We start from the raw sequence: 19,948 nt of genomic DNA, 5'->3' as shown, positions 1-19,948 counted from the left end.
AAGGGGTCTATAACAACGATTTCACAATTAATAGTAATCGTAACGCCTGCCAGTTTAGGAGTAAAGGGGTAAAGCAGAAAAGAACGGTATTGCCCTGGGGACCTGCTTTTACCACCCCCCGCCGCCACCGCCACCCCCACCACCGCCGGAAGATCCGCCCCCGCCGCTTCCCGACGACGACCCCGGTGCGCTGGACGACGCGGATACTGCACCGGCGAAGGATCCGCCCAGGCTGGCTGCCAGGCCGGAGAAGGGGGTACGGCCGCTGTACCAGGACGGCGTATGATGGCGCCCCGACGCCGGATCGGCCGCTGCGTTGGCCAGGACATCGGCAAACTGTTCGTTCCAGTCGTTCTCCACGTCCAGGGCCATCGCACAGGGCAGCAGGGCTTCGAAGTGTTCCAGCGTCCGGTCCGGCGGGTTGAGCAGGTTCAGGCGTTCCTTTTCCGCCACGCGCATGTACAGCTTCAGGCCCTCGATGTCGTCCATCAACCGTCTGCCGGCCAGGGTCGGCGCCTTGAGCAGGTGGTAGAACACGATATTGGCGGCCACGATACCCAGAAAAAGGACCAGGCTCGTAAAGCCGATGGCCGAGGCGAGCACTCCGATGCCGACGATTTCTCCGCCGATAAAAGGCAGGGCAAACAGGGTGATGGCCATCGCCCCAGCCACCTTGCGGCTGCGCCAGGCGGCAATCACCGTGGAACTCAATACATAAACGCCGGCGCTCCAGCCGGACAGCCAGACCATCATGAACATGGCGACGGGAGCCAGGGAAGCGGTTAGGATAATCCCTCCCAGCGTCAGTACCGAGATGGCGACGCCCGGAATGAAATACCGGGTGTTGCGCAGAAAGTATGCCTTTTCGTATTCGCCGCTCAGGCTGGTGCGAAGAGCTTTTACGGCAGCCCCCACCCGTTGGTGCGAGGCCTTTTTCAAGGTGATCGATCGACTTCCCGACGGGAACAGGTGTCGGGCCACCCTGGCTTCTCCCGGAGACAGAGAAGACGACTGGCCGCCGGTGATCTCAAGCGAGTAGTCACCGTCGCTGTCCTCGGTAATGGTCAGGAAGCCTTTTACCGCCATGCTGACCACGGCCACGGCCAGCGCCTTCTTGTCAAAACCCTGATTCCGGACAAAACGCATGCCGGCAGGGGAGATGCCTTTGGGCGGGGCGTAGCGGGGAATGATGGCGCCTCCGGTCGGATCCCGCCCCACCTTCCACCAGGCCGCGGTGTAATAAACGAGAAGCACGATCAGACCGCATAAAGCCACAACTATTCCGCGGTTGTCGCCGAGCAGGTACCTGATCTTCTCGGCCGTGTCCGGCTCGGTCACGACGCCTTTGGGCCAGGCCACCGCGATCGTGAGGCCCTCATGGGGGGCCAGTGCCCGGGTTGTGGTGAAACCAAAATCACCCATGGTCTCGTCGATCGTGTAATCCCGGCCGCTGGCCCCGACCGGGCCGGTGTACCCCGCATATCGGACCACCTCGGCCCCCGGCGGCAGTTGAACCGCCGCTTGGGCCTTATCGATGACAAAGTCCCATCCGTTGCCGGTGACGTTCCAGTACAGCTCGTCGTATTCATCGAAAAAGCCGATCTGCCGGTTGGACCGATAGGTCAGGGTGTAAGTATACTCGCCGGGCTGCAGAAACACATCCTTGCTGCCCATGTACACCCGGACGCCGTTGGACTGCGGTTCGGTGTGATAGGCTTCGGGCCGGTTGTCGCGCAGCACCTCCAACACCTCGAAGCGAACGGTTACCTCACCGCCGTGGTTGTTGCGGTATCGGGTCGGAAAGTCCCGGTAGATGCCCCGACGTATTTTTTGACCGGCAGCGAGGACACGGATGGTTTCGGAAACCACCACGTCGCTGTTGACCAGGACCTCGATATGGCTGTCAAAGGAGAGGATCCGCTCCTGTTGGGCGAAAAGGATGGCGGGAGTGAGGAAAATGCTCAGGCAGGCAAGCAGGAACAGGGTTTTGCGTAAGTTCATTTCTTGACCCTATGTCGACGTTTCTCGAAAACAATGCACTTCGCGAATGTCCATCCCACAAATCCTTGACAGTAGAAAACGTCCCCTCGCCCCCGCGGGGAGAGGGACAGGGTGAGGGGACTAAGACGCGACCCTTTCAAGTATCCGTTGCAACACCGCCTCGCTTTCCGTCAGCACCTCGTGGTTCCAGAAGCGTATTACCCTGAAACCCAGTGATTCAAGATAAGCGCTGCGGTCCTCGTCTTTTTCAGAAAAGGCCGCGTGATGTCCGCCGTCCACTTCAATCACAAGTTGACGTTCAATACAGGCAAAGTCACAGATATAAGGGCCGACAGGGTGTTGCCGCCGGAACTTGCACCCGGCGATTGATCGATTGCGCAGCAGCTGCCACAGGCGGCGCTCTGCGTCTGTCTGGTGTTTGCGAAGCTGTCTGGCATTTTCTTGCAGTGGATTCATTGCCTGTTCAATCACCCCTCACCCCGACCCTCTCCCCTCATGGGGCGAGGGAGTCGTCCCGATGCACCTATTTCCTGGTCCTCGACCCCTTTTCAACTCAAGCGCTTGTTAAGAAATGACTCCGATATCAAAACCCCACCGTCGGCACCGCCCGGTCGGCCGGCGCCTCAATTTCGAAGAAATCGCCGGTCTGAAAGGCAAACCACCCGGCCACCAGGTTGCCGGGAAAAGACTCGATGGCAATGTTGAGGTTGCGCACGGTGCCGTTGTAGTAGCGCCGGGCCAGCTGAATCTGGTCTTCAATTTCGGCCAGCTGCTGTTGAAGATCCTGGAAATTCCGGTTGGCCTTGAGTTCAGGGTAGCCTTCGGCCACGGCAAACAGGCGGGCCAATCCGCCGGTCAGCCGGCTCTCCACCTGCTGTTTTTCCGAAAGGTTGCCGGTTTTCAGGCTCCGTGAACGCAGTTCGGTCACTTTCTCCAGCAGGTCGCGCTCATGCCCCATATACCCTTTTACCGTTTCAACAAGGTTGGGAATCAGGTTGGTTCGCCGCTTGAGCTGCACATCGATGCCGCTCCAGCCCTCGCGGACCATGTTGCGCAGACGAACGAGCCGGTTGTATAGAACAACCAGAACAACCGCAGCCAATCCGGCACTCCCCATCAAAAAAAACAGGATGGACATGTGGGTCCCCTTTCTGGGTTGATTTTCATTTTATCGTCGCTTTTAAGGAAATATCAACCCGGACAATGAAAACGTATTCGAAAAACCAAAACGCTTGTTTCCCAAGCTGACCTTGTGTCATATTTAACGCTGCCAAAACGCGAAGCGAACGCCGCGATTACCTGCTTTCACCATGTGGATAAAAAATATGAAGAGAATTGCCAGATTTCCGGGCGCCGTCCTGGGTCGCTTGGTCTATACCCCACCGCCATGGATGACCGCCATTAATAGCTTCAGGAAAAACAGGCCGGCGATCTTCTGGACCCTGGTGTTGGTCCTTGCCAGCGTTGCCCTTGGGGCTGCTTACCGCTTTACGATACCGGGCCCGATCCAGGTAATGGCGGTAATTACGCCACCAGGCCCGCCAGCCGACACGGACGTCCCGGTTCCCGACCGTCTGGTGGTTCAATTCGAGTACGCACGGGACGATATCAGGCCCGACCAGCCGGAGCCCGAAGGGGACCCCAGCGTGGCGCGGATCGACCTGATCGGCAAACCGGTCGACGGCATCCGCATGACCCCGGCCGTTGCGGGCCGCTGGCAGTGGGTGGACGACCGCACCCTGGAGTTTTCGCCCGAAAAGGCCTGGCCCGCAGGCACCCGGTTCTCCGTGGAGTTCGCACCTGCGATCTTCTCTCCCGAAACCCGGCTGAAGAAAGCGGACAATCAATTCGAGACGCCGGCATTCGAAGCCGCCATCGAATCCCTCGAATTCTACCAGGACCCCACTGACAGGGCAATCCGCCGGGTGGTGGCCACTCTGTTTTTCTCTCACCCGGTGGATCGGCAAAGCCTGGAGCAACGCCTTTCCATGGCCAGGCGGCCGTCGGATGAGGGCGTGCAGACACCTCCCACGCCGGTAGGCGTGACGATAACCTACGACAAGTGCCAGCGTCGGGCCTATGTCTCTTCCGACCCGTTGACCCTTCCCCCCAGGCCCAACACCATGCGCCTTAGCGTGAATAAGGGGGTAATGCCGCTTACCGGCGGCAGCCCGACCACGGCCTCCCTGTCCGATACCGTGCTCATCCCCGATCTATTCAGTTTTCTCAAAGTGAGCGAGGCCAATGCCCTGATCGTCGTCAACGACCGGCAGGAACCCCAGCAGGTGCTGAGCCTCACGTTTACCGATGCCATCGACGCCGGGATGCTCTCTAAAAAACTCAGCGTCTATCTGCTGCCGGAATTCAACAGCAAACGCAAGGGGCGCTACTGGGAAAGCCCCCGGGAGGTGACCGAACAGGAGCTGGCCGCCTCCGAACGAATGATGCTGACATCCGTCCCCAACGAGCGATCGGCATCGACGACCTATCATTTTGTGATCGACGCCCCGGAGAACCGGTATCTTTACCTGCGCATCGACGAGAACCTCACCTCGGTCAACGGGTTCGTTCACAGCTCATTCTACGATGCTGTGATGGCCACCCCGGCATATCCCCGACAGGTTCAACTGGCCGGTGAAGGATCGGTGCTGGCCTTGTCCGGCAAACAACACCTGGGGATAATGGCCCGGGGGCTGACGGCCCTGAAAATTACCGTGGGCCGGCTGCTGCCCGGGCAGATCACCCATCTGGTCACCCAGACCGGCGGTGATATCCGGGACCCCTACTTCTCCAATCCCAATTTTACCAAGGCGGACATTGCCGCTTTTTCCCGGAAAATCCTGGACCTCAAACCCCTGCATCCCGCCAAGGCCAACTACACCTCGCTGGATCTGTCCGGTTACCTGTCCGATGAAAAACAGGGGTATGGCCTGTTTTTCATCTCCGTGGAAGGGTGGGACAAAAAACGCAACCAACCGGTCTACAACGCCTCGGATCAGCGGCTGATCCTGATATCGGACCTCGGCCTGATGGTCAAGAACAACGCCGACGACTCCCATGAGATCTTCGTCCAGTCCATCAAGACCGGCCGGCCGGTATCCGGTGCCGACGTTCAATTGCTGGGCAAAAACGGCGTCCCCCTGTTCCGGCGTACCACCTCGGACAAAGGCCATGCCGGCATTCCCGTTACCCGCGATTTTGCCGATGAACAGCAGCCCAGCGTGTACCTGGTGAAAACAGCAGCGGATACCGCCTTTATTCCCTATGCCGGCCACTCCCGACAGATCGAGACCTCCCGTTTCGACGTGGGCGGCGTGGGGGGACGCCAGGGCCGGAAAGGCGAACTGAACGCCTTCATTTTTTCCGACCGGGGCATCTACCGTCCGGGCGAGACGGTAAATTTGGGGATGATCGTCAAAAACGCCCCGCTGGACAACGTGACCGGCATCCCCCTGGAGGTGGTCGTTCAAGGGCCGCGCCACAACACGGTAAAAACCGAGAAGATCATCCTGCCGGAAAAAGGCTTTTTCGATGTGGCCTACACGACCGGGGCCACATCCAACACCGGACGCTACCAGGTCTCCCTCTACCTGGTGCGGGACAACCGCACCCGCGACCGCCTGCTGGGCTCGGCCAGCTTCACGGTGGAAGCGTTCATACCCGACACCATGAAAATTACCAGCGCCCTGGTCGACGCACCGCTCCGCGGATGGACCACGGCGGAAACGCTCACGGCCCGGGTGGGACTGAAAAACCTGTTCGGCTCCCCGGCCCGGGAGCGCCGGGTGCAGGCGCGCATCAGCGTCCAGCCCGCCCATTTCCGGTTCAAGGAATTCGCCGATTACCGTTTCATCGATCCGTTCACGGATGCCGACCGAAAGCCCCTGCAGCTTGACGAAGCCCTGGCGCCGGCGGTCACCGACGCCGACGGCCTGGCCGGTTTCGATATCCCGTTGAACCGGTTTCGTGAAGGGACCTACCAGCTGGATTTTTTTGTGGAAGGGTTCGATCCCGGCGGCGGCCGCAGCGTATCGGCACAGAATCGAACCATGATTTCGCCGCTGCCCCACCTGGTGGGATTCAAGAGCGACGGCGACCTGACCTTCATCCATGCCGGCAGCGACTACCGGGTGGAATGGATCGCCATTACGCCCACCCTCGACACCCTGGCCCTTGCCGACCTGACGCTCACGCGCCTGGAGATCCAGCACCTCTCCACCCTGGTGAAACAGCCCAACGGAACCTTCAAATATCAGACCGTGGACCGGGAAAGAGCGATCGACAGCCGGGACTTTGCCATCTCCGAAGCAGGCACCCGCTATACCCTGGCCACGGAGGCCCCCGGTGACTACGCCATAGAGATCCATGGAGCGGCCGGCACCCGCCTGGCCAGGCTGACCTATACGGTGGTCGGCCACGGCAACCTCACCGGCCGCCTGGAAAAAGAAGCGGTGCTCCAGCTCAAGCTGGACAAAACCGATTACCAGGGCGGCGAAAACATCCAGGTGAGCATTACGGCGCCTTACGTGGGTGCCGGACTGATCACCGTCGAAAGCGATCGGGTGCACGCCTTCAAGTGGTTTAAAACGGCAACCGAAAGCACCCTTGAAACCATTCGCCTGCCCGAGGGCCTGGAAGGCAACGCCTATGTCAATGTCTCGTTCGTGCGCGATGCCGGATCGCCGGAGATTTTTACCAGCCCTTTGAGTACGGCCGTAGCCCCCATCACCATCGACCGCCGTCGTCGTCAGCTGGACGTGACCCTGCAGGTGGACAACCGGGTGCGGCCCGGCAAAACCATGACCATCGGCTATACCACCTCCCGGACATCGCGGGTGGCTATCTTTGCCGTGGATGAGGGCATCCTCCAGGTGGCCGGTTTTCAGACACCCCAGCCCCTGGACCATTTTCTGAAAAAAAGAGCCCTGGAGGTGACCACCCTTCAGATGCTGGACCTGATCCTGCCCGAGTACGAACTGATCCGCGAGATCATGGCCAGCGGCGGCGGAGCCATGCGCAAGGCGCTGGCCAGCAACCTCAACCCCTTTGCCCGTCAGACCGACACCCCGGCGGTGTTCTGGTCTGGCATTGTGGACGGCGGGCCTCAGGAGAAAACCGTCTCCTTTGCGGTGCCCGACACGTTTTCCGGGAATCTCAGGGTCATGGCCGTAGCCGTGGGCGATGACGCCGTGGGCACGGCCACCGAAAACACCCTGGTGCGCGGCCCCTTCGTGATCTCGCCCGGCGTGCTGCTCCAGGCTGCTCCGGGCGACGAATTTACCGCCACGGTGGGTGTGGCCAATCTGGTGGAAGGTTCCGGCGGGAAGGCAGGCATCGACGTCTCGGTCGTACCGTCGGACAATCTGGAGATCATCGGAGCGGACACTACCCGCCTGATCGTGGACGAGGGCGGCGAAGCCAGGACCGAATTCAGGGTCAGGGCCGGCCGGAATCCCGGTGCGGCCAGCCTCGCCTTCCTTGCCCGGCTGGGTCAGGAGGAGGGGAGCCGGTCGGCCGGCCTCAGTATCAGGCCGGCCATGCCCTACCGCACCACCTTTGCCAGCGGGCACGAAAAGGGAGGCTCCGTCGAACTGAGCCTGCCCCGGATGCTTTTCCCGGAACTGGCCGAGCAGCGGGCATCGGCATCGGCAAATCCGCTGGTCCTCGTGGATGCGCTCACGGCCTACCTGGACCATTTTCCCCACGGCTGCACCGAGCAGGTGGTCAGCCAGGTATTTCCCCTGGTGGGCCTGTTGAGTCACCCGGCCTACCGGTCCAACCGGACGGATATCGACGGCCGCTTCAGCGTGCTCATGGACCGTCTGCGGGAACGGCAGCTGGCCGACGGCGGGTTCAGCTTCTGGCCCGGCGGTCCGGCCGCGGCCGATTTCCCCAGCGTCTACGTCATGCATTTTCTGCTGGAGTCCCATGAATTGGGTTACACGGTGCCGTCGGACATGCTGCGACGGGGAACCGATTACCTGGGCGATGTGGCCGGAAGGGAGATCGACAGCCTGACGGATGCAGGCGTCATCGCCCAGGCGATCTACCTGCTCACCCGCATGGGCCGAACCACAACCAACCTTCTGGTTCGTCTCCAGGAAGCCCTGGAGGCCGATTATAAGGATCAATGGAGACAGGACCTTGCCGCCGTATACATGGCCGCCACCTACCACCTGCTGAAAATGGATGCGGATGCCGATCGGCTGGTGGGCCACTACCGGATGGGACTCGTCCGTAACAATGGGCTCGATGACTTCAACTGGCCCCTGACCCGGGATGCCCAGGTACTTTACCTGCTGTGCCGGCATTTCGAACAGCGCGCCGGGGATATCGGCAGCGAGGACGTGATGCGGCTCATCGATCCCATTTTCAAAGGAAACGTCAACACCATCGGGGCCAGCTACAGCATCCTGGCCTTGGGTGCCTACAGCCGGATAAACCTCCCGGCCGATGGTGCGGAAACCGTCCGTTTCAGCATGGAAACCGCGGGCGGGGATCGGATACCGCTGGACAGCCGGTTGGCGCCCTTCCCCACGGCGGCCTACGGTGCGGATGCGAAGAAAGTTTCCATTGACGGGATCGGCCCCCTGTTCTACATCAACGTCCAGTCCGGCTTCGACCGGACACTGCCCACCCAGGCGGATCGCAGCGGATTGGAGATTTATCGTGACTTTCTGGACGACGCCGGCGAGGTGCAAGACACCTTCACCCGCGGCCAGGAGGTGACGGTGCGGCTGCGGATCCGTTCGCTCAATGCGCCCATGGTGACCAACGTAGCCATCATCGATCTTCTGCCCGGCGGGTTCGAGGTGATCCGCAGTTCGGTGCCGAGAACCGTGCAGGGATGGCAGGCGGACTATGTGGACGTTCGCGAGGACCGCGTGATTTTTTACGGCAGCGTGGAAACCACGGTGCGTGACCTGGTCTACCGGGTCAAGGTGACGGCGCCGGGAGTCTTCACCGTTCCGCCTGCCGTTGCCGGGTCCATGTACGATCGCTCCTTGAGGACATCCACGGCGGCAGGCCGGTTGACGGTGAAAAGCGCCCCATGAAACGCGGATTGATCATCGCGATAGGGCTCCTGGGGGTGGTTGCCGCCGGCTACCTGATGTGCCCGAAACCGGATCTCGACGATTACTACCCCCGCTCCAGGGCATTTTTCGACGCCCATGGCCGCCTGCTGCGCCTGGGCCTGGCCCCGGATGACCGCTACCGTCTGCACCGCCCCCTGGACCGCATCTCACCGCGTTTGGTGGCGGCCACCATCCTTTACGAAGACAAGGATTTTTACCGCCATCCGGGGGTGGATTTTCCCGCCCTGGCCCGGGCCTTCTGGACCACCTACATCGCCCGGACGCGCCGGGTGGGCGCCTCCACCATCACCATGCAGGTGGCCCGCCTGCGCTGGCGCATCCGCACCGACACACTGGCCGGCAAATTGGAGCAGATCCTGCGGGCCATTCAACTGACCCGCCACTATCAAAAAGACCGGATTCTCGAAGCCTATCTCAATCTGGCCCCATACGGGGGCAATATCGAGGGTGTCCAGGCCGCCAGCCTGGTCTATTTCAACAAATCCGCTGACCAGTTGTCACTGCCCGAAGCCCTCACCCTGGCCGTGGTGCCCCAGAATCCCGTTCGCCGAAATCCGGCCACCCCAAAAGGGTTTAACCATCTGCTGGCCGCCCGGCAAAGCCTCTTCCAACGCTGGCTGGAAGATCACCCGCAAGACCGGCAGTCAAGGGCTTTCTTTGAACTGCCCCTGGCGGTGCGCCCGGCCGATCAATTGCCTTTCGAAGCCCCCCACTTCGTGAATTGTATCGATGCAGGCGGGTTCAGGCCCGGCGGCGACACCGTCCACACCACGCTGGACCTGGTCAGGCAGCAGACCATGCAATCGCTGATCCGCGATTACATCTCCCGGCGGTCGGCCGAAGGAATCACCAATGCGGCGGCCCTGGCGCTGGATACCCGAACCATGGCGGTGACGGCCATGGCGGGATCGGCCGATTTTTTCAACACGCAGATCCAGGGGCAGGTCAACGGCGTCTCGGCCAGACGGTCGCCGGGATCGGTCCTCAAACCCTTTGTCTATGCCCTGGCCATGGACCAGGGGCTGATCCACCCCGCGAGTCTGATGAAGGATTCGCCCCGACGCTACGGCGGGTTCACCCCGGAGAATTTCGACCAGCGCTTCCTGGGGCCGTTGTCAGCCCACGACGCCCTGATCCTGAGCCGCAACCTGCCGGCCGCCAATCTTCAGGCCCAGCTCCATAATCCCGGTTTGCATGAGTTTTTCCGGCAGGCAGGCATCGCCAACCTCCAGCCCGCTTCATTTTACGGACTGGCCCTCTCCCTGGGCGGAGTGGAAGTCAGCATGCTGGAGGTGGCGGGACTCTATGCGGCCCTGGCCAACGGCGGCCGGCTGCGGCCGATCCGGATGCTGCAAGAACAGGCTCTGGAGGAATCCCCGAAGCAAATCCTCAGCCCGGAGGCCAGCTTCCTGGTGCTGGACATCCTCAAGGACAATCCCCCCCCGGAAAGCCACCGGGTGCCGTTGTCGGCAGCGGCAGGCAACCAGGTGGCCTGGAAGACCGGAACCTCCCACGGGTTCAGGGACGCATGGGCCGTCGGTGTGTGTGCCGATACCGTCGTTGCCGTGTGGGTGGGCAATTTCGACGGCGAGGGCAACCGCGCCTTCGTCGGCCGGTCCGCAGCCGGTCCCCTGCTCTTCGATCTGCTGGCCGCCCTGGTACCCCAGCGGGGATGGACCGTCGCGGATAAGGTAAACTTCTCCCGTCTGAACCTGAAAATGATCGACGTGTGCGCCGCCACCGGGGAACTTCCCGGCCGCTACTGCCCGCACACCCGGACGAGTTGGTTCATTCCGGGGGTATCACCCATCCGGGTCTGCACGGTTCACCGGGCGGCGGCCGTGGACGTCGCCACGGGAATGCGCCCCTGCCGGCCCACTTCCCACCAGACGCGGATGGCCGTGTTCGAATTCTGGCCGTCGGACCTGCTGGCCATCTTCCGTACGGCCGGCATCTCGCTCAAGGAACCGCCGCCGTTTGCCGAAGCGTGCAGCCTCGATCAGCGCGCCACCGCCGGTCAGGCACCGGCGGTCACTTCTCCCCAATCCGATCTGGTCTATGCCATGAGAAGCGAACAGCCACTGAATCATCGAATCCCCTTTAGCGCCGTTGCCGATGGCGATGTGCGGCGGCTCTACTGGTTTGTGGGCAACCGGTATGTCGGCGCTTCAGAGCCCAGTCGGCCGCTGATGTGGACCCCGCAAAGCGGAGCATTCGACATCCGCGTGGTGGACGACCACGGGCGGGCGGCTCTTACTTCGTTAAGGGTGGAAATGGTTCAATAGTAAATTCATCCCGACGCCATCGGTCATGTTGCATTTTAATGGGTTGAAGATTCATTAATACCTTTAATATCCTGAAATATTGCCAATGATGTGCGCCCTGAAAGAAAATGTTTAAAATATAGTAAATCTATATAGTTAGAAACAATAAAAAGAAATCGTACCGATGTCCATAATTACCATTAACAGAGGGTAAAGGAAAGAATGTTCAGGTATGGACGTTAGGACAGAATATAGCCCAGGTACCAGAATAGATAATCCACCTATCCTTCCAACAGCCAATTCACGATCCTATCAAAACGCGAACATCCCGATCCTGGAGATTCGGTGGGCTACGAATCCATCTTGGGCGGTATTTGAGACATAATATATTCGGACAAAGCCGTAATGGTCAGACTAGGGTTGACTCCCAGATTGGCCGGTACAACAGAGCCATCGGCCACGAACAGATTGGGATAGCCGAAGATTTCGCCGTTGAACCCGACAACTCCTTTTGCGGGCGACTCGCCCATGCAGCACCCCCCAAGAATGTGGGCGGTGCAGGATGTATTAAGAAGGATTTCAGGAAAGTTGCTCAATGGCGTGCCGTTCATTTTACGGGCCAGGCGTCGGGTGACTTCATTGGCAATCGGAATATATACAGGTGATCTGCGCATTCCTGAAGGCACGCACGAGTTCATGCTTTGCCCGCCAAGCCTCCACCAGCGGGGCTTGTATTCGAGTCTCAGGTGATTTTTGTCCGTCTGCATGACCAAAACGACGGTGGTGGTGGCCGCTCTTCCCAGGGGCCATAACAGTTTTACGAACTGAATCGGATGCTTGATCACGTTTCCCAAAAACCTTAAGGGGCGCGGGATGTTTCCACCGCCATCGGTCATCAGGGTGAGCAGGTTGAGCAGGGCGTCGGACCCTTTGTTGTAGCGAACCATTTCGATATGGGTGGTCTCGTCGGCATAGATGCCGGATGTGATGGCGATCTGATCGTTCCAATCGGTAGCCGTGTCTTTGGAGGTTACGCCAAGCAAGGCCTCGGAATTGGTGCGGACGTAACTGCCCAGCTGGTCCGATAAATTGGGCAGCAACCCCTTTTGCCTGCATTTCATCAACAGCTTCACCGAACCCATGACCCCACCGCTGAACATCACGCCTTTGGCGCGATAGGTTTTCTCCGGATGCGTCAGCCCGGTTGATCGTCGGGTGAATATCTCGTAGCCACCCGTGCAGGGCTTCACGCCGGTGACTTCGGTTTCGGGAATAATTTGCGACCCCAGCCCCTCTGCCAGGTACAGATAATTTTTATCCAGGGTGTTCTTGGCGCCCACGGGGCAGCCGACCATGCATGACCCGCAAAACTTGCAGCCGGTTCGATCCGGCCCCCTGCCTCCGAAGTAAGGATCGGGGACCGTTTTCTCGGGCGTGCCGAAGAACACACCCACATCGTTGCGATGAAACGTGTCCTCGCCGCGCAACTCGATTCCCACCGCCCGCAGGTGTTTGTCGGCGATGCCGATCTGCGGACTCGGATTGGCGCCGAGCATCTTTTTGGCCGTTTCATAATGGGGCATCATTTGGGCCTTGCAATCGGCGCGGCCCCATTCCGGCCGCGCGAACACCTCGTCGGGCGGAACCAGCAGTTGATTGGCATAGACCAGGCTGCCGCCGCCCACGCCGCCGCCATGCAAAATGAGCACGTGTTTCAGCTGGGTGAGCATTTGGTAGCCATAGCACCCCAGTTGGGGCAGCCACATGAATTTTCTGAAATTCCAGTTTGTCTCGGGAAAATCGTCCTGGGTCCATCGCTTGCCTTTTTCCAATACGGCAACCCTGTACCCTTTCTCGGAAAGACGCAGCGCCGACACGCTTCCACCAAACCCAGAACCGATGACGATGAAATCATAATCAAAACCTTGCTTATTCATGACGCTTTCTCCCCTTAAACGGCCTGCCAATGCGTCGACCGTTGTCACAATTCATCATCGTCGATTGGCGTTTCAACAGTATCCATTAAAAGATAGACGACTGGGTCCGGGTCGTTAAAAATTCAAGAATTCTCATTCCTTTATAGGAGTTTCCTTTGCTGTTTAACTTCGGGCCCCAGACGGCAATGCTGTATTTCCCGGGGTGAATTGCTATTATGCCGCCCCCGACGCCGCTTTTTCCCGGCAGTCCGACCTTGAAGGAAAACTCTCCGGCTTCATCATAAAACCCGCATAGTTGCATGATGGCATTAATACGCTTGGTTTTGCTGGCATCGACAACCCTGAAGCGGGTCAGTGGGTTGACGCCATTTGAGGCAAGAAATAAAAATTCTTCGGCCAATTCCTTGCAGGACATCTCGATGGAGCACAGGTTGAAATAGAAGTCTAAGACGATTTCGATATCATTCTTGATGTTTCCATATGATTTCATCAGATTGATGAGGGCGGCATTTTTAAATCCCGTCATTTTTTCCGACTCGGCGACGCGGGGGCAGTAGTCGATCGTCTGATTTCCGGAAACGTTTCGGGTGAATTCAATAAACTCCTGTTTGGGGTTTTTCAGTCGGCTGACAAGCACGTCACAAATGACCAGGGCACCCGCATTGATTAATGGATTGCGGGGGATCCCCTTTTCATATTCCAATTGGATCAAGGAATTAAAAGGCGTCCCCGAGGGTTCGACGCCCACTCGATCCCACAATTTCTCCGCCTCTAAATCAAAGGCCAGGGACAGGGACAGCACTTTTGAGATGCTTTGAATGGAAAACTTGTCGTTGGAATCGCCCAGACAATAGTTCCGGCTATCGATGGTGGTGAGATGAATACCGAATTTAGTTGGATCGACATTGCGCAATTCCGGTATATATGACGCAACGGTTCCGATGTCTTCCATTTCCCGCAGTTCAACAGCCATTTCCGAAAACAGCTTTTGATAGTCTATAACCGGTTCCGACATCATTTTGACGACTCACCATCGTGTTCTGGACTCAATCGCGCAACCCCCGTGCGCCCGGCATAATACCCCCCTGCCTGGCAAAGCGTCTTGCCACCACCCCGCTAAACGCGGTTTGCCTTTTCCTTGAAATATTCCATGGCTTTTAAAACGAAGCGGCCGTATGCGCCAGCCTGTCCCCCGCCCATTTCGATAGCGACATCAATGGTTTCATAAATTTCCTCGTCTTCAGCACCGGCTTGCATGGCCTGATCCAGATGCCACTCCATACATGGCTCGCACTTCGTAACGATGGAAATCGACAGGGCCATCAGTTCTTTTGTCTTTTTGGTCAGGGCCCCGTCACTGAACGCCTTCTCTTCTAATTCGAGAAACGGCTTGTATGTTTTGACATGATTGAGAAATGATAAATGAAACTTTTTCCGTTCCTTGATGCTCTGTTCGATTTTTTTGAAGCTCAGATCAGACACCGGATCCTCCATTTCCTATCTTTGAGTGCTTGCGGGATGGCACGCAGCAGAAGCGAAACGACCATTCAAACAGCGCATGGGAGCATCGCTTTTCTACTTTTTCCCGCTCTCAATAACCGAGCGGACGGCACAATACCGGTTGCCGCTGAGCCGACCGAGAACATCCACCCCCAGCCAATCAACTTCCCTCCCATTTCTCAACAACTCATCGTGTACATGGGCGATTTCTATTCGACCGAGAATCAAATTGCCTGCATCGGGGCCTTCGCTAACCGTAACGATGCGTTCCAAAGTACATTCAAATGAAACCCTGGACTCCTGAATCCGGTAGGGTTTTATCCGGGTTGCGGGGATCCAGGTGATTCCCTTGATGGAATGCCGATCGGTTCCATAAGGCAATGATCTGGCGGAAAACTCCATGATGGGAAGGAGATCCACCGACACCATATTTACCACAAACTCCGGAACTTCTCGAATATTTTTGATCGTATCCTTGATGGAACCATCCGAACGGTTAACGACAGAAAAAGCAAGGACGGGAGGCGACCAGGATACGCCGGTGAAAAAACTGAACGGGGCGAGATTAACTTGTCCATCTTTATTGATAGACGATACCCAGGCAATGGGTCTTGGCACAATGGAACTTGTCAGAAAATCATGGGCATGTCGTGGTTCCAGGTCAGACAGGTTTATTTCCATGGGCCAACATTCCGTAAACAATGGGTTGAGACAATGCGGCAGTCAGCGGCTTTTCCACTTTAATGCGTCGTTATTCACAAGACGTTCTTCGTTGGCAGATATCAACCCGCATAATCCGGCATGCGGGGGTTTCAAGTTTCTTCCATTGACATCGAACTGCCTTGCTGCGATCAAAATCGCTTACACAGAGAAGGCATACTGGATGGCCGGATGGTACCGATATCCCTCCAATTCAAAATCATTAAGGGTTACCCATGTCTCCAAATCCGCCAACGACTTGATATCGGGATTGATTTTCAGTTTGGGCAACGGATAAGGATCGCGTTTCAGCTGAATGGCTTTTACCTGCTCCAGTTGATCTTCATAAATGTGCACATTCACAATTTTATGAAACGCCGTGGCCGGTTTATTACCGGTGATTTGGGCAATGATCATCAATAGCCAGCCTACTTGTACTTGATTAAATCCATGGCCCAAGGGCAAATCGTCAGAACGCTGGTAGCTGGTCAGATACAACTTATCGCCCAGCAGGCTGAACGTGTGGGTGTGCATGCAGGCTGCCAGACAGGCACGATCCAGTTCGCCTGGATTGTGGAAAGTCATAACTTCCCGTCGATCGTCAATTCCCCTGGACAGGTTGTCGACAATTTTACGCAACTGATCAATCTCTTTCCCTTCCGGATTGAGCCAGCGTCGCCCTTGAACCCCATAACAACGGCCCATATCATCCTCGCCATCGCGATAATGATTTGCCAGCCAGGCGGCGTTATCATTGGCATTGGCATTCCATGTATTACACCCGAGGGCTCGAAACTGGGCAGCGCTCTGGTAACCACGCAAATAACCCAGCATCTCGGCAATCGCCGGTTTCCAGAATAGCTTTTTAGTGGTCAGGACCGGCAAGCTGCCGTCACTGACGTCGTATTCAAAGTCTGCATTGATCACGGTCAGGCATCGCTTTCCGGTTCGGGCATTTTCCACCCAAACGCCTTCATCGATGACCCGCCGGCAAAGTTCTAAATATGCTTTCATGACAATCCTCAAAAACGGCACGAGGAACTACACAACGCTTTTAATGGCCTGATAAATAAAATTTGTCAGCGTAACGAAATCAAATACCGGGCGGCCGGTCGCTTTCCGAATAGCATCGGCAAAAGGTGGAAGATCGGTGCATTCCAATACGAACGCACCGATATCGACCATTTTCATCATTGAACGTGCAATATGGACAACGTCATTTTCTACCGTGGGGATATCTATCTCTTCATTGGGCGAAGAAAATATCTTGTTCCACTCCGTGCAGGCTTCCAACCCCTCGATATGAATTGAAATATGGTTTTTTACGCCAACACTTTGCAGATGCTTTTCGGTAAGCGCTGATTTTTTAGCAGTGATAACGCCCACCGTCTGCTGTTTTCCCAGCATGTTTTGCGCCAGAGGAATCTGCATCAGGCTGGAAGTGAATATCGGCACACTCACAGAATCGGCCAGTTCTCTCTGAAAAACAGCGTTAAAACCACAGCTGGTAGTAATAGCACGAATGCCTTGGGCTTCCATTTTTCGGGCTTCACCAATCATGGAGCACAGAACCTTTTGACAGGGATTTTCAAGAATCGTATGGATATTGGCACCCTTGATTCTGCTATATTTCACTGGAAACGCAAAAGTTACCGGGTTGGTACTGTTTCCCGGAAGCTTTTCCAGCTGCGCTAAGCCACGTGGACTGCATCCTTCTTCCCAGCATAGAATACCGATCAATGGCGTTTTCTGTAAAACATCTGTCTTTACGATAACAGGATCTCCCTTTTCTTGTTATAATAATGCCTGCTTGAGAGGCCTTTGCGGAGCGGCAACGCAGTGCCCCTATTCATAAATTCGATTGCGTTCGGGAAACGATGAATGGCCTCAATTGACTTGAGAAATGAAAGTAACTTGACAATATTTTCAGGAGATCGATGATGGACAATGTCGACATCCATAGTAGTTACGGGTGCACCCGGTACAACCGCTGCAAGCCCCCCGACCATGATAAATTTAACGTCAGCGTTTGTCAGTCCCTCACGGATTGCGTTCAGGTCCGGGGCAAGCAGCCATTTTTTTTGCTTGCAGGCATCTCTTAATTCCTGAATAGTACTTGCGGTGTTATCATTGGCTTTTAAGCGTTCCTTTGGGAATATCTTGAGAAACATTGTCACCAACCCTTTGTCAACATCCAGCACGCTGCTTCGAAATAATGATCCTGTTTAACCTTCCCTTGCTGAGGTGCCCAACGCAAGGTGGCTGCCCCTGCGCAAGCCGCATGAACCGACACAAGGTATTGATCACGTTAATGATTTAAAATCTTATTCCTTTGGTTATGTCAACGACTAATAACATGATCAGATACAACACATATATCCTTAAAAACGGATCGATTTTTCTGAATGGAAAATTTAAAAAAACGGACCTGATCGTTGAAAATGGCACCATTACAAAAATAAGCCGTGACATCGGCAGCGCCGCAGATACGGGCACCACGGTGATTGATTGTTCAAATTTTTTCATATCGCCGGGGTGGGTGGATTTTCATTGTCACCTGGGAGGCATCGGCGTTGATCTCAACCTCCTGGGACCCGAAATGGGGATTACCGCTATTGTGGAGGCGGGAACGTATGGCCCGGAGACCTTTGACGAATTGATAAACCGGTATTTTGAGCGTTCCCATATCCCGATCTATGTTTTCCTCAATGTCCGGAAAAATGGCATCCAATTTTCCAATGTCCTTTTCAAAAGCAAGCCCGGCATCGAAGATGCCGATGGTGCGCGTCGCCTGATCGATCAGCACCCACAAATTATCAAGGGATTCAAGGTTCGCCTGGATTCAATGAATACACCCGATGACAATCCGACCTATTTAGCGGATGTAACGGCAAAACTGGGCAAGGAACTGCAGGTGCCGGTAATGTACCATCTTGGGAATCCGGCACCGTCGATAATCGATTTTTTGGAAAGAGCGAAGCCTGGAGACATCATCACCCATTGTCTCAGGAAAAAAACCAATGCCATTATCGATGTTTACGGAAAAGTGAGGCCTGAAGCCATCCATTCAAAATCCGAAGGCATTCACTTTGATGTGGGCCATGGTGTCGTGAGTTTTGAATTTGACTCCGCCAGAAAAGCACTTGATCAAAATTTTACGGATTTCACGATCAGTTCGGATTTGTGGCTGTTGCCTTCCTGGTTCAAATGCCGAACTTTTGCCAATGTCGCCTCAAAATTCCTCGCGATAGGGTTGAGCATCGAGGACGTGACCGAGAAAATTTCATGTAGGCCAAGGCAGCTTTTAAATATCGAATCCGAAATATCCATCGACAGTGCGATCGATCTGACGATATTTTCTGTTGTTGACGGCGAGTTCGCCTACGTCGATACCGGCGGCAGCACCGTGACCGGTGACAGACGAATCATTCCCGAATATTCCATCGTTGGCGGTAATTTGATCCAGGCGGGTGCTCGCGACAGAAACTTGTTCATGTCCTGAGAGGCTCAGGTGGAGCCCATCCATAACCGGCCGGTGTGCTCACCATAAAAACGCAAGTCCACGTTTACCCAGGATATAGTCATCAAATATCATTGTGGCGGCTTTATTCGCCATTCCAAGGCACACATGGAGTGGCAGCAGATGCTCTTCGCGGGGATGACAATAGCGCGCGGAAGGTGCTTCCTGCCAATCGACCAGGCGTTGTTCCCGCTCGGACGGGGATAGTGGACCCGCACATACCTCGATCAGCCAGTTTTGAAATTCATCATTGGCTGCATCGGGCGTATTGGCGCCATGCCACGAAAATGCCTGCATGTTATGAAACGAAAAACCCGAGCCAATCACCAGGATCTTCTCATGCATTAATTCGCGCAATCCCGCACCAAGGGATAGATGCGTACGCGGATCCAGACCACGCAACAACGAAAGTTGAATCGCTGGAATATCGGCTTGAGGGTACATCAGTTTCAGAGGGATGAATAAGCCGTGGTCAAACCCCCGCTGAGGATCGATACGCGCCGGTATATTATTTTGATTCAATAATCCGGAGATCCTTTTTGCCAGATCCGGACTTCCAGGAGCTGAATACGTTATTTGATAGGCTTCATCAGGAAATCCATAATAGTCATAGACCATCGCAGGCGTTTCTGCGCCCAACAACGTAGCATTTTCCTCTTCCCAATGAGCACTGATGACCAGAATAGCTTCGGGTCTTTTTAACCGGGATGGGAGCTGGCGCATGAATTCCACCATCGCCATGTGGCTGACGTCTCCAAGAATTGGCAAGGGGCCTCCGCCATGAGAGAAATAGACAACTTGAGCTTTATTTTGAGAATTGCTTCGATTCCACATAAAAATCCTTCCGGTGAATCCTTTCTGATATTTACGGTCAACCCAAGATCGAGTAACGGACGCGCAAAAGAAGTTCTGTCGGATACAACCGTATTA

The 19,948-nt window shown here is 56.2% G+C and carries 14 protein-coding genes; 3 read left to right on the top strand and 11 right to left on the bottom strand.

Translation table 11 applies throughout. The features are described 5' to 3' along the window. Positions 1-108: 108 nt before the first annotated feature. The 3 genes from ACHZBS_RS14205 to ACHZBS_RS14195 form a co-directional block, all read right to left on the bottom strand. Complete coding sequence (locus ACHZBS_RS14205; RefSeq protein ID WP_319407173.1) at positions 109-2,001, bottom strand: DUF2207 domain-containing protein; 1,893 nt, start codon at positions 1,999-2,001, stop codon at positions 109-111. A gap of 120 nt (positions 2,002-2,121) precedes the next feature. Then, on the bottom strand, positions 2,122-2,457 hold the full coding sequence (locus tag ACHZBS_RS14200; RefSeq protein WP_319407172.1) for an endonuclease domain-containing protein: 336 nt from the start codon (positions 2,455-2,457) through the stop codon (positions 2,122-2,124). Between the two features lie 127 nt (positions 2,458-2,584). Continuing rightward, complete coding sequence (locus ACHZBS_RS14195) at positions 2,585-3,139, bottom strand: LemA family protein (protein WP_319407171.1); 555 nt, start codon at positions 3,137-3,139, stop codon at positions 2,585-2,587. Positions 3,140-3,326: 187 nt separating this feature from the next. On the opposite strand from ACHZBS_RS14195, the gene ACHZBS_RS14190 reads away from it, so the two are divergent. Continuing rightward, on the top strand, positions 3,327-9,056 hold the full coding sequence (locus ACHZBS_RS14190; RefSeq protein ID WP_319407170.1) for an alpha-2-macroglobulin: 5,730 nt from the start codon (positions 3,327-3,329) through the stop codon (positions 9,054-9,056). Beyond that, on the top strand, positions 9,053-11,383 hold the full coding sequence (pbpC, locus tag ACHZBS_RS14185) for a penicillin-binding protein 1C (protein ID WP_319407169.1): 2,331 nt from the start codon (positions 9,053-9,055) through the stop codon (positions 11,381-11,383). The genes ACHZBS_RS14190 and pbpC overlap by 4 nt, the downstream gene beginning before the upstream one ends. Positions 11,384-11,712: 329 nt before the next feature. On the opposite strand, the gene ACHZBS_RS14180 is transcribed toward pbpC, so the two are convergent. The 7 genes from ACHZBS_RS14180 to ACHZBS_RS14150 form a co-directional block, all read right to left on the bottom strand. Next, positions 11,713-13,299, bottom strand: a complete 1,587-nt coding sequence (locus ACHZBS_RS14180) for a GMC family oxidoreductase (RefSeq protein WP_319407168.1) — start codon at positions 13,297-13,299, stop codon at positions 11,713-11,715. Between the two features lie 85 nt (positions 13,300-13,384). Continuing rightward, positions 13,385-14,317, bottom strand: a complete 933-nt coding sequence (locus ACHZBS_RS14175) for a glutaminase (RefSeq protein WP_319407167.1) — start codon at positions 14,315-14,317, stop codon at positions 13,385-13,387. Between the two features lie 98 nt (positions 14,318-14,415). Continuing rightward, complete coding sequence (locus ACHZBS_RS14170; RefSeq protein ID WP_319407166.1) at positions 14,416-14,781, bottom strand: carboxymuconolactone decarboxylase family protein; 366 nt, start codon at positions 14,779-14,781, stop codon at positions 14,416-14,418. Positions 14,782-14,874: 93 nt separating this feature from the next. After that, positions 14,875-15,480 carry a flavin reductase family protein gene (locus ACHZBS_RS14165; protein WP_319407165.1) on the bottom strand — a complete coding sequence of 202 codons (606 nt, stop codon included), beginning with the start codon at positions 15,478-15,480 and terminating at the stop codon, positions 14,875-14,877. A 180-nt stretch (positions 15,481-15,660) separates the two neighbouring features. Then, a complete protein-coding gene (locus tag ACHZBS_RS14160) occupies positions 15,661-16,512 on the bottom strand; it encodes a thymidylate synthase (RefSeq protein WP_319409087.1) in 852 nt (283 codons plus the stop codon). A gap of 27 nt (positions 16,513-16,539) precedes the next feature. Beyond that, entirely contained in the window at positions 16,540-17,238 is a 699-nt protein-coding gene (locus ACHZBS_RS14155) for an aspartate/glutamate racemase family protein (protein WP_319407164.1), read from the bottom strand. Between the two features lie 26 nt (positions 17,239-17,264). Continuing rightward, positions 17,265-17,699, bottom strand: coding sequence for a hypothetical protein (locus ACHZBS_RS14150; protein ID WP_319407163.1), 435 nt, complete (start codon positions 17,697-17,699; stop codon positions 17,265-17,267). A gap of 155 nt (positions 17,700-17,854) precedes the next feature. On the opposite strand from ACHZBS_RS14150, the gene ACHZBS_RS14145 reads away from it, so the two are divergent. Continuing rightward, positions 17,855-19,000: a hypothetical protein gene (locus ACHZBS_RS14145; protein WP_319407162.1), complete on the top strand. Its 1,146-nt coding sequence runs from the start codon at positions 17,855-17,857 to the stop codon at positions 18,998-19,000. A gap of 39 nt (positions 19,001-19,039) precedes the next feature. Here ACHZBS_RS14145 and ACHZBS_RS14140 read toward each other — a convergent pair whose 3' ends face one another. Beyond that, positions 19,040-19,852 carry a class III extradiol ring-cleavage dioxygenase gene (locus ACHZBS_RS14140; protein ID WP_319407161.1) on the bottom strand — a complete coding sequence of 271 codons (813 nt, stop codon included), beginning with the start codon at positions 19,850-19,852 and terminating at the stop codon, positions 19,040-19,042. Positions 19,853-19,948: the final 96 nt, after the last annotated feature.

This window comes from uncultured Desulfosarcina sp., assembly GCF_963664155.2.
Classification (GTDB): Bacteria; Desulfobacterota; Desulfobacteria; order Desulfobacterales; family Desulfosarcinaceae; genus Desulfosarcina.
This window is presented reverse-complemented; position numbering and strand designations above follow the sequence as displayed.

What these genes read in the sequence shown, in the direction of transcription:
- ACHZBS_RS14160 (WP_319409087.1), bottom strand. Translation starts at nt 16,512, where the DNA reads ATGAAAGCATATTTAGAACTTTGCCGGCGGGTCATCGATGAAGGCGTT.
- ACHZBS_RS14195 (WP_319407171.1), bottom strand. Translation starts at nt 3,139, where the DNA reads ATGTCCATCCTGTTTTTTTTGATGGGGAGTGCCGGATTGGCTGCGGTT.
- ACHZBS_RS14145 (WP_319407162.1), top strand. Translation starts at nt 17,855, where the DNA reads ATGATCAGATACAACACATATATCCTTAAAAACGGATCGATTTTTCTG.
- ACHZBS_RS14200 (WP_319407172.1), bottom strand. Translation starts at nt 2,457, where the DNA reads ATGAATCCACTGCAAGAAAATGCCAGACAGCTTCGCAAACACCAGACA.
- ACHZBS_RS14205 (WP_319407173.1), bottom strand. Translation starts at nt 2,001, where the DNA reads ATGAACTTACGCAAAACCCTGTTCCTGCTTGCCTGCCTGAGCATTTTC.
- ACHZBS_RS14175 (WP_319407167.1), bottom strand. Translation starts at nt 14,317, where the DNA reads ATGATGTCGGAACCGGTTATAGACTATCAAAAGCTGTTTTCGGAAATG.
- ACHZBS_RS14190 (WP_319407170.1), top strand. Translation starts at nt 3,327, where the DNA reads ATGAAGAGAATTGCCAGATTTCCGGGCGCCGTCCTGGGTCGCTTGGTC.
- ACHZBS_RS14180 (WP_319407168.1), bottom strand. Translation starts at nt 13,299, where the DNA reads ATGAATAAGCAAGGTTTTGATTATGATTTCATCGTCATCGGTTCTGGG.
- ACHZBS_RS14165 (WP_319407165.1), bottom strand. Translation starts at nt 15,480, where the DNA reads ATGGAAATAAACCTGTCTGACCTGGAACCACGACATGCCCATGATTTT.
- pbpC (WP_319407169.1), top strand. Translation starts at nt 9,053, where the DNA reads ATGAAACGCGGATTGATCATCGCGATAGGGCTCCTGGGGGTGGTTGCC.
- ACHZBS_RS14140 (WP_319407161.1), bottom strand. Translation starts at nt 19,852, where the DNA reads ATGTGGAATCGAAGCAATTCTCAAAATAAAGCTCAAGTTGTCTATTTC.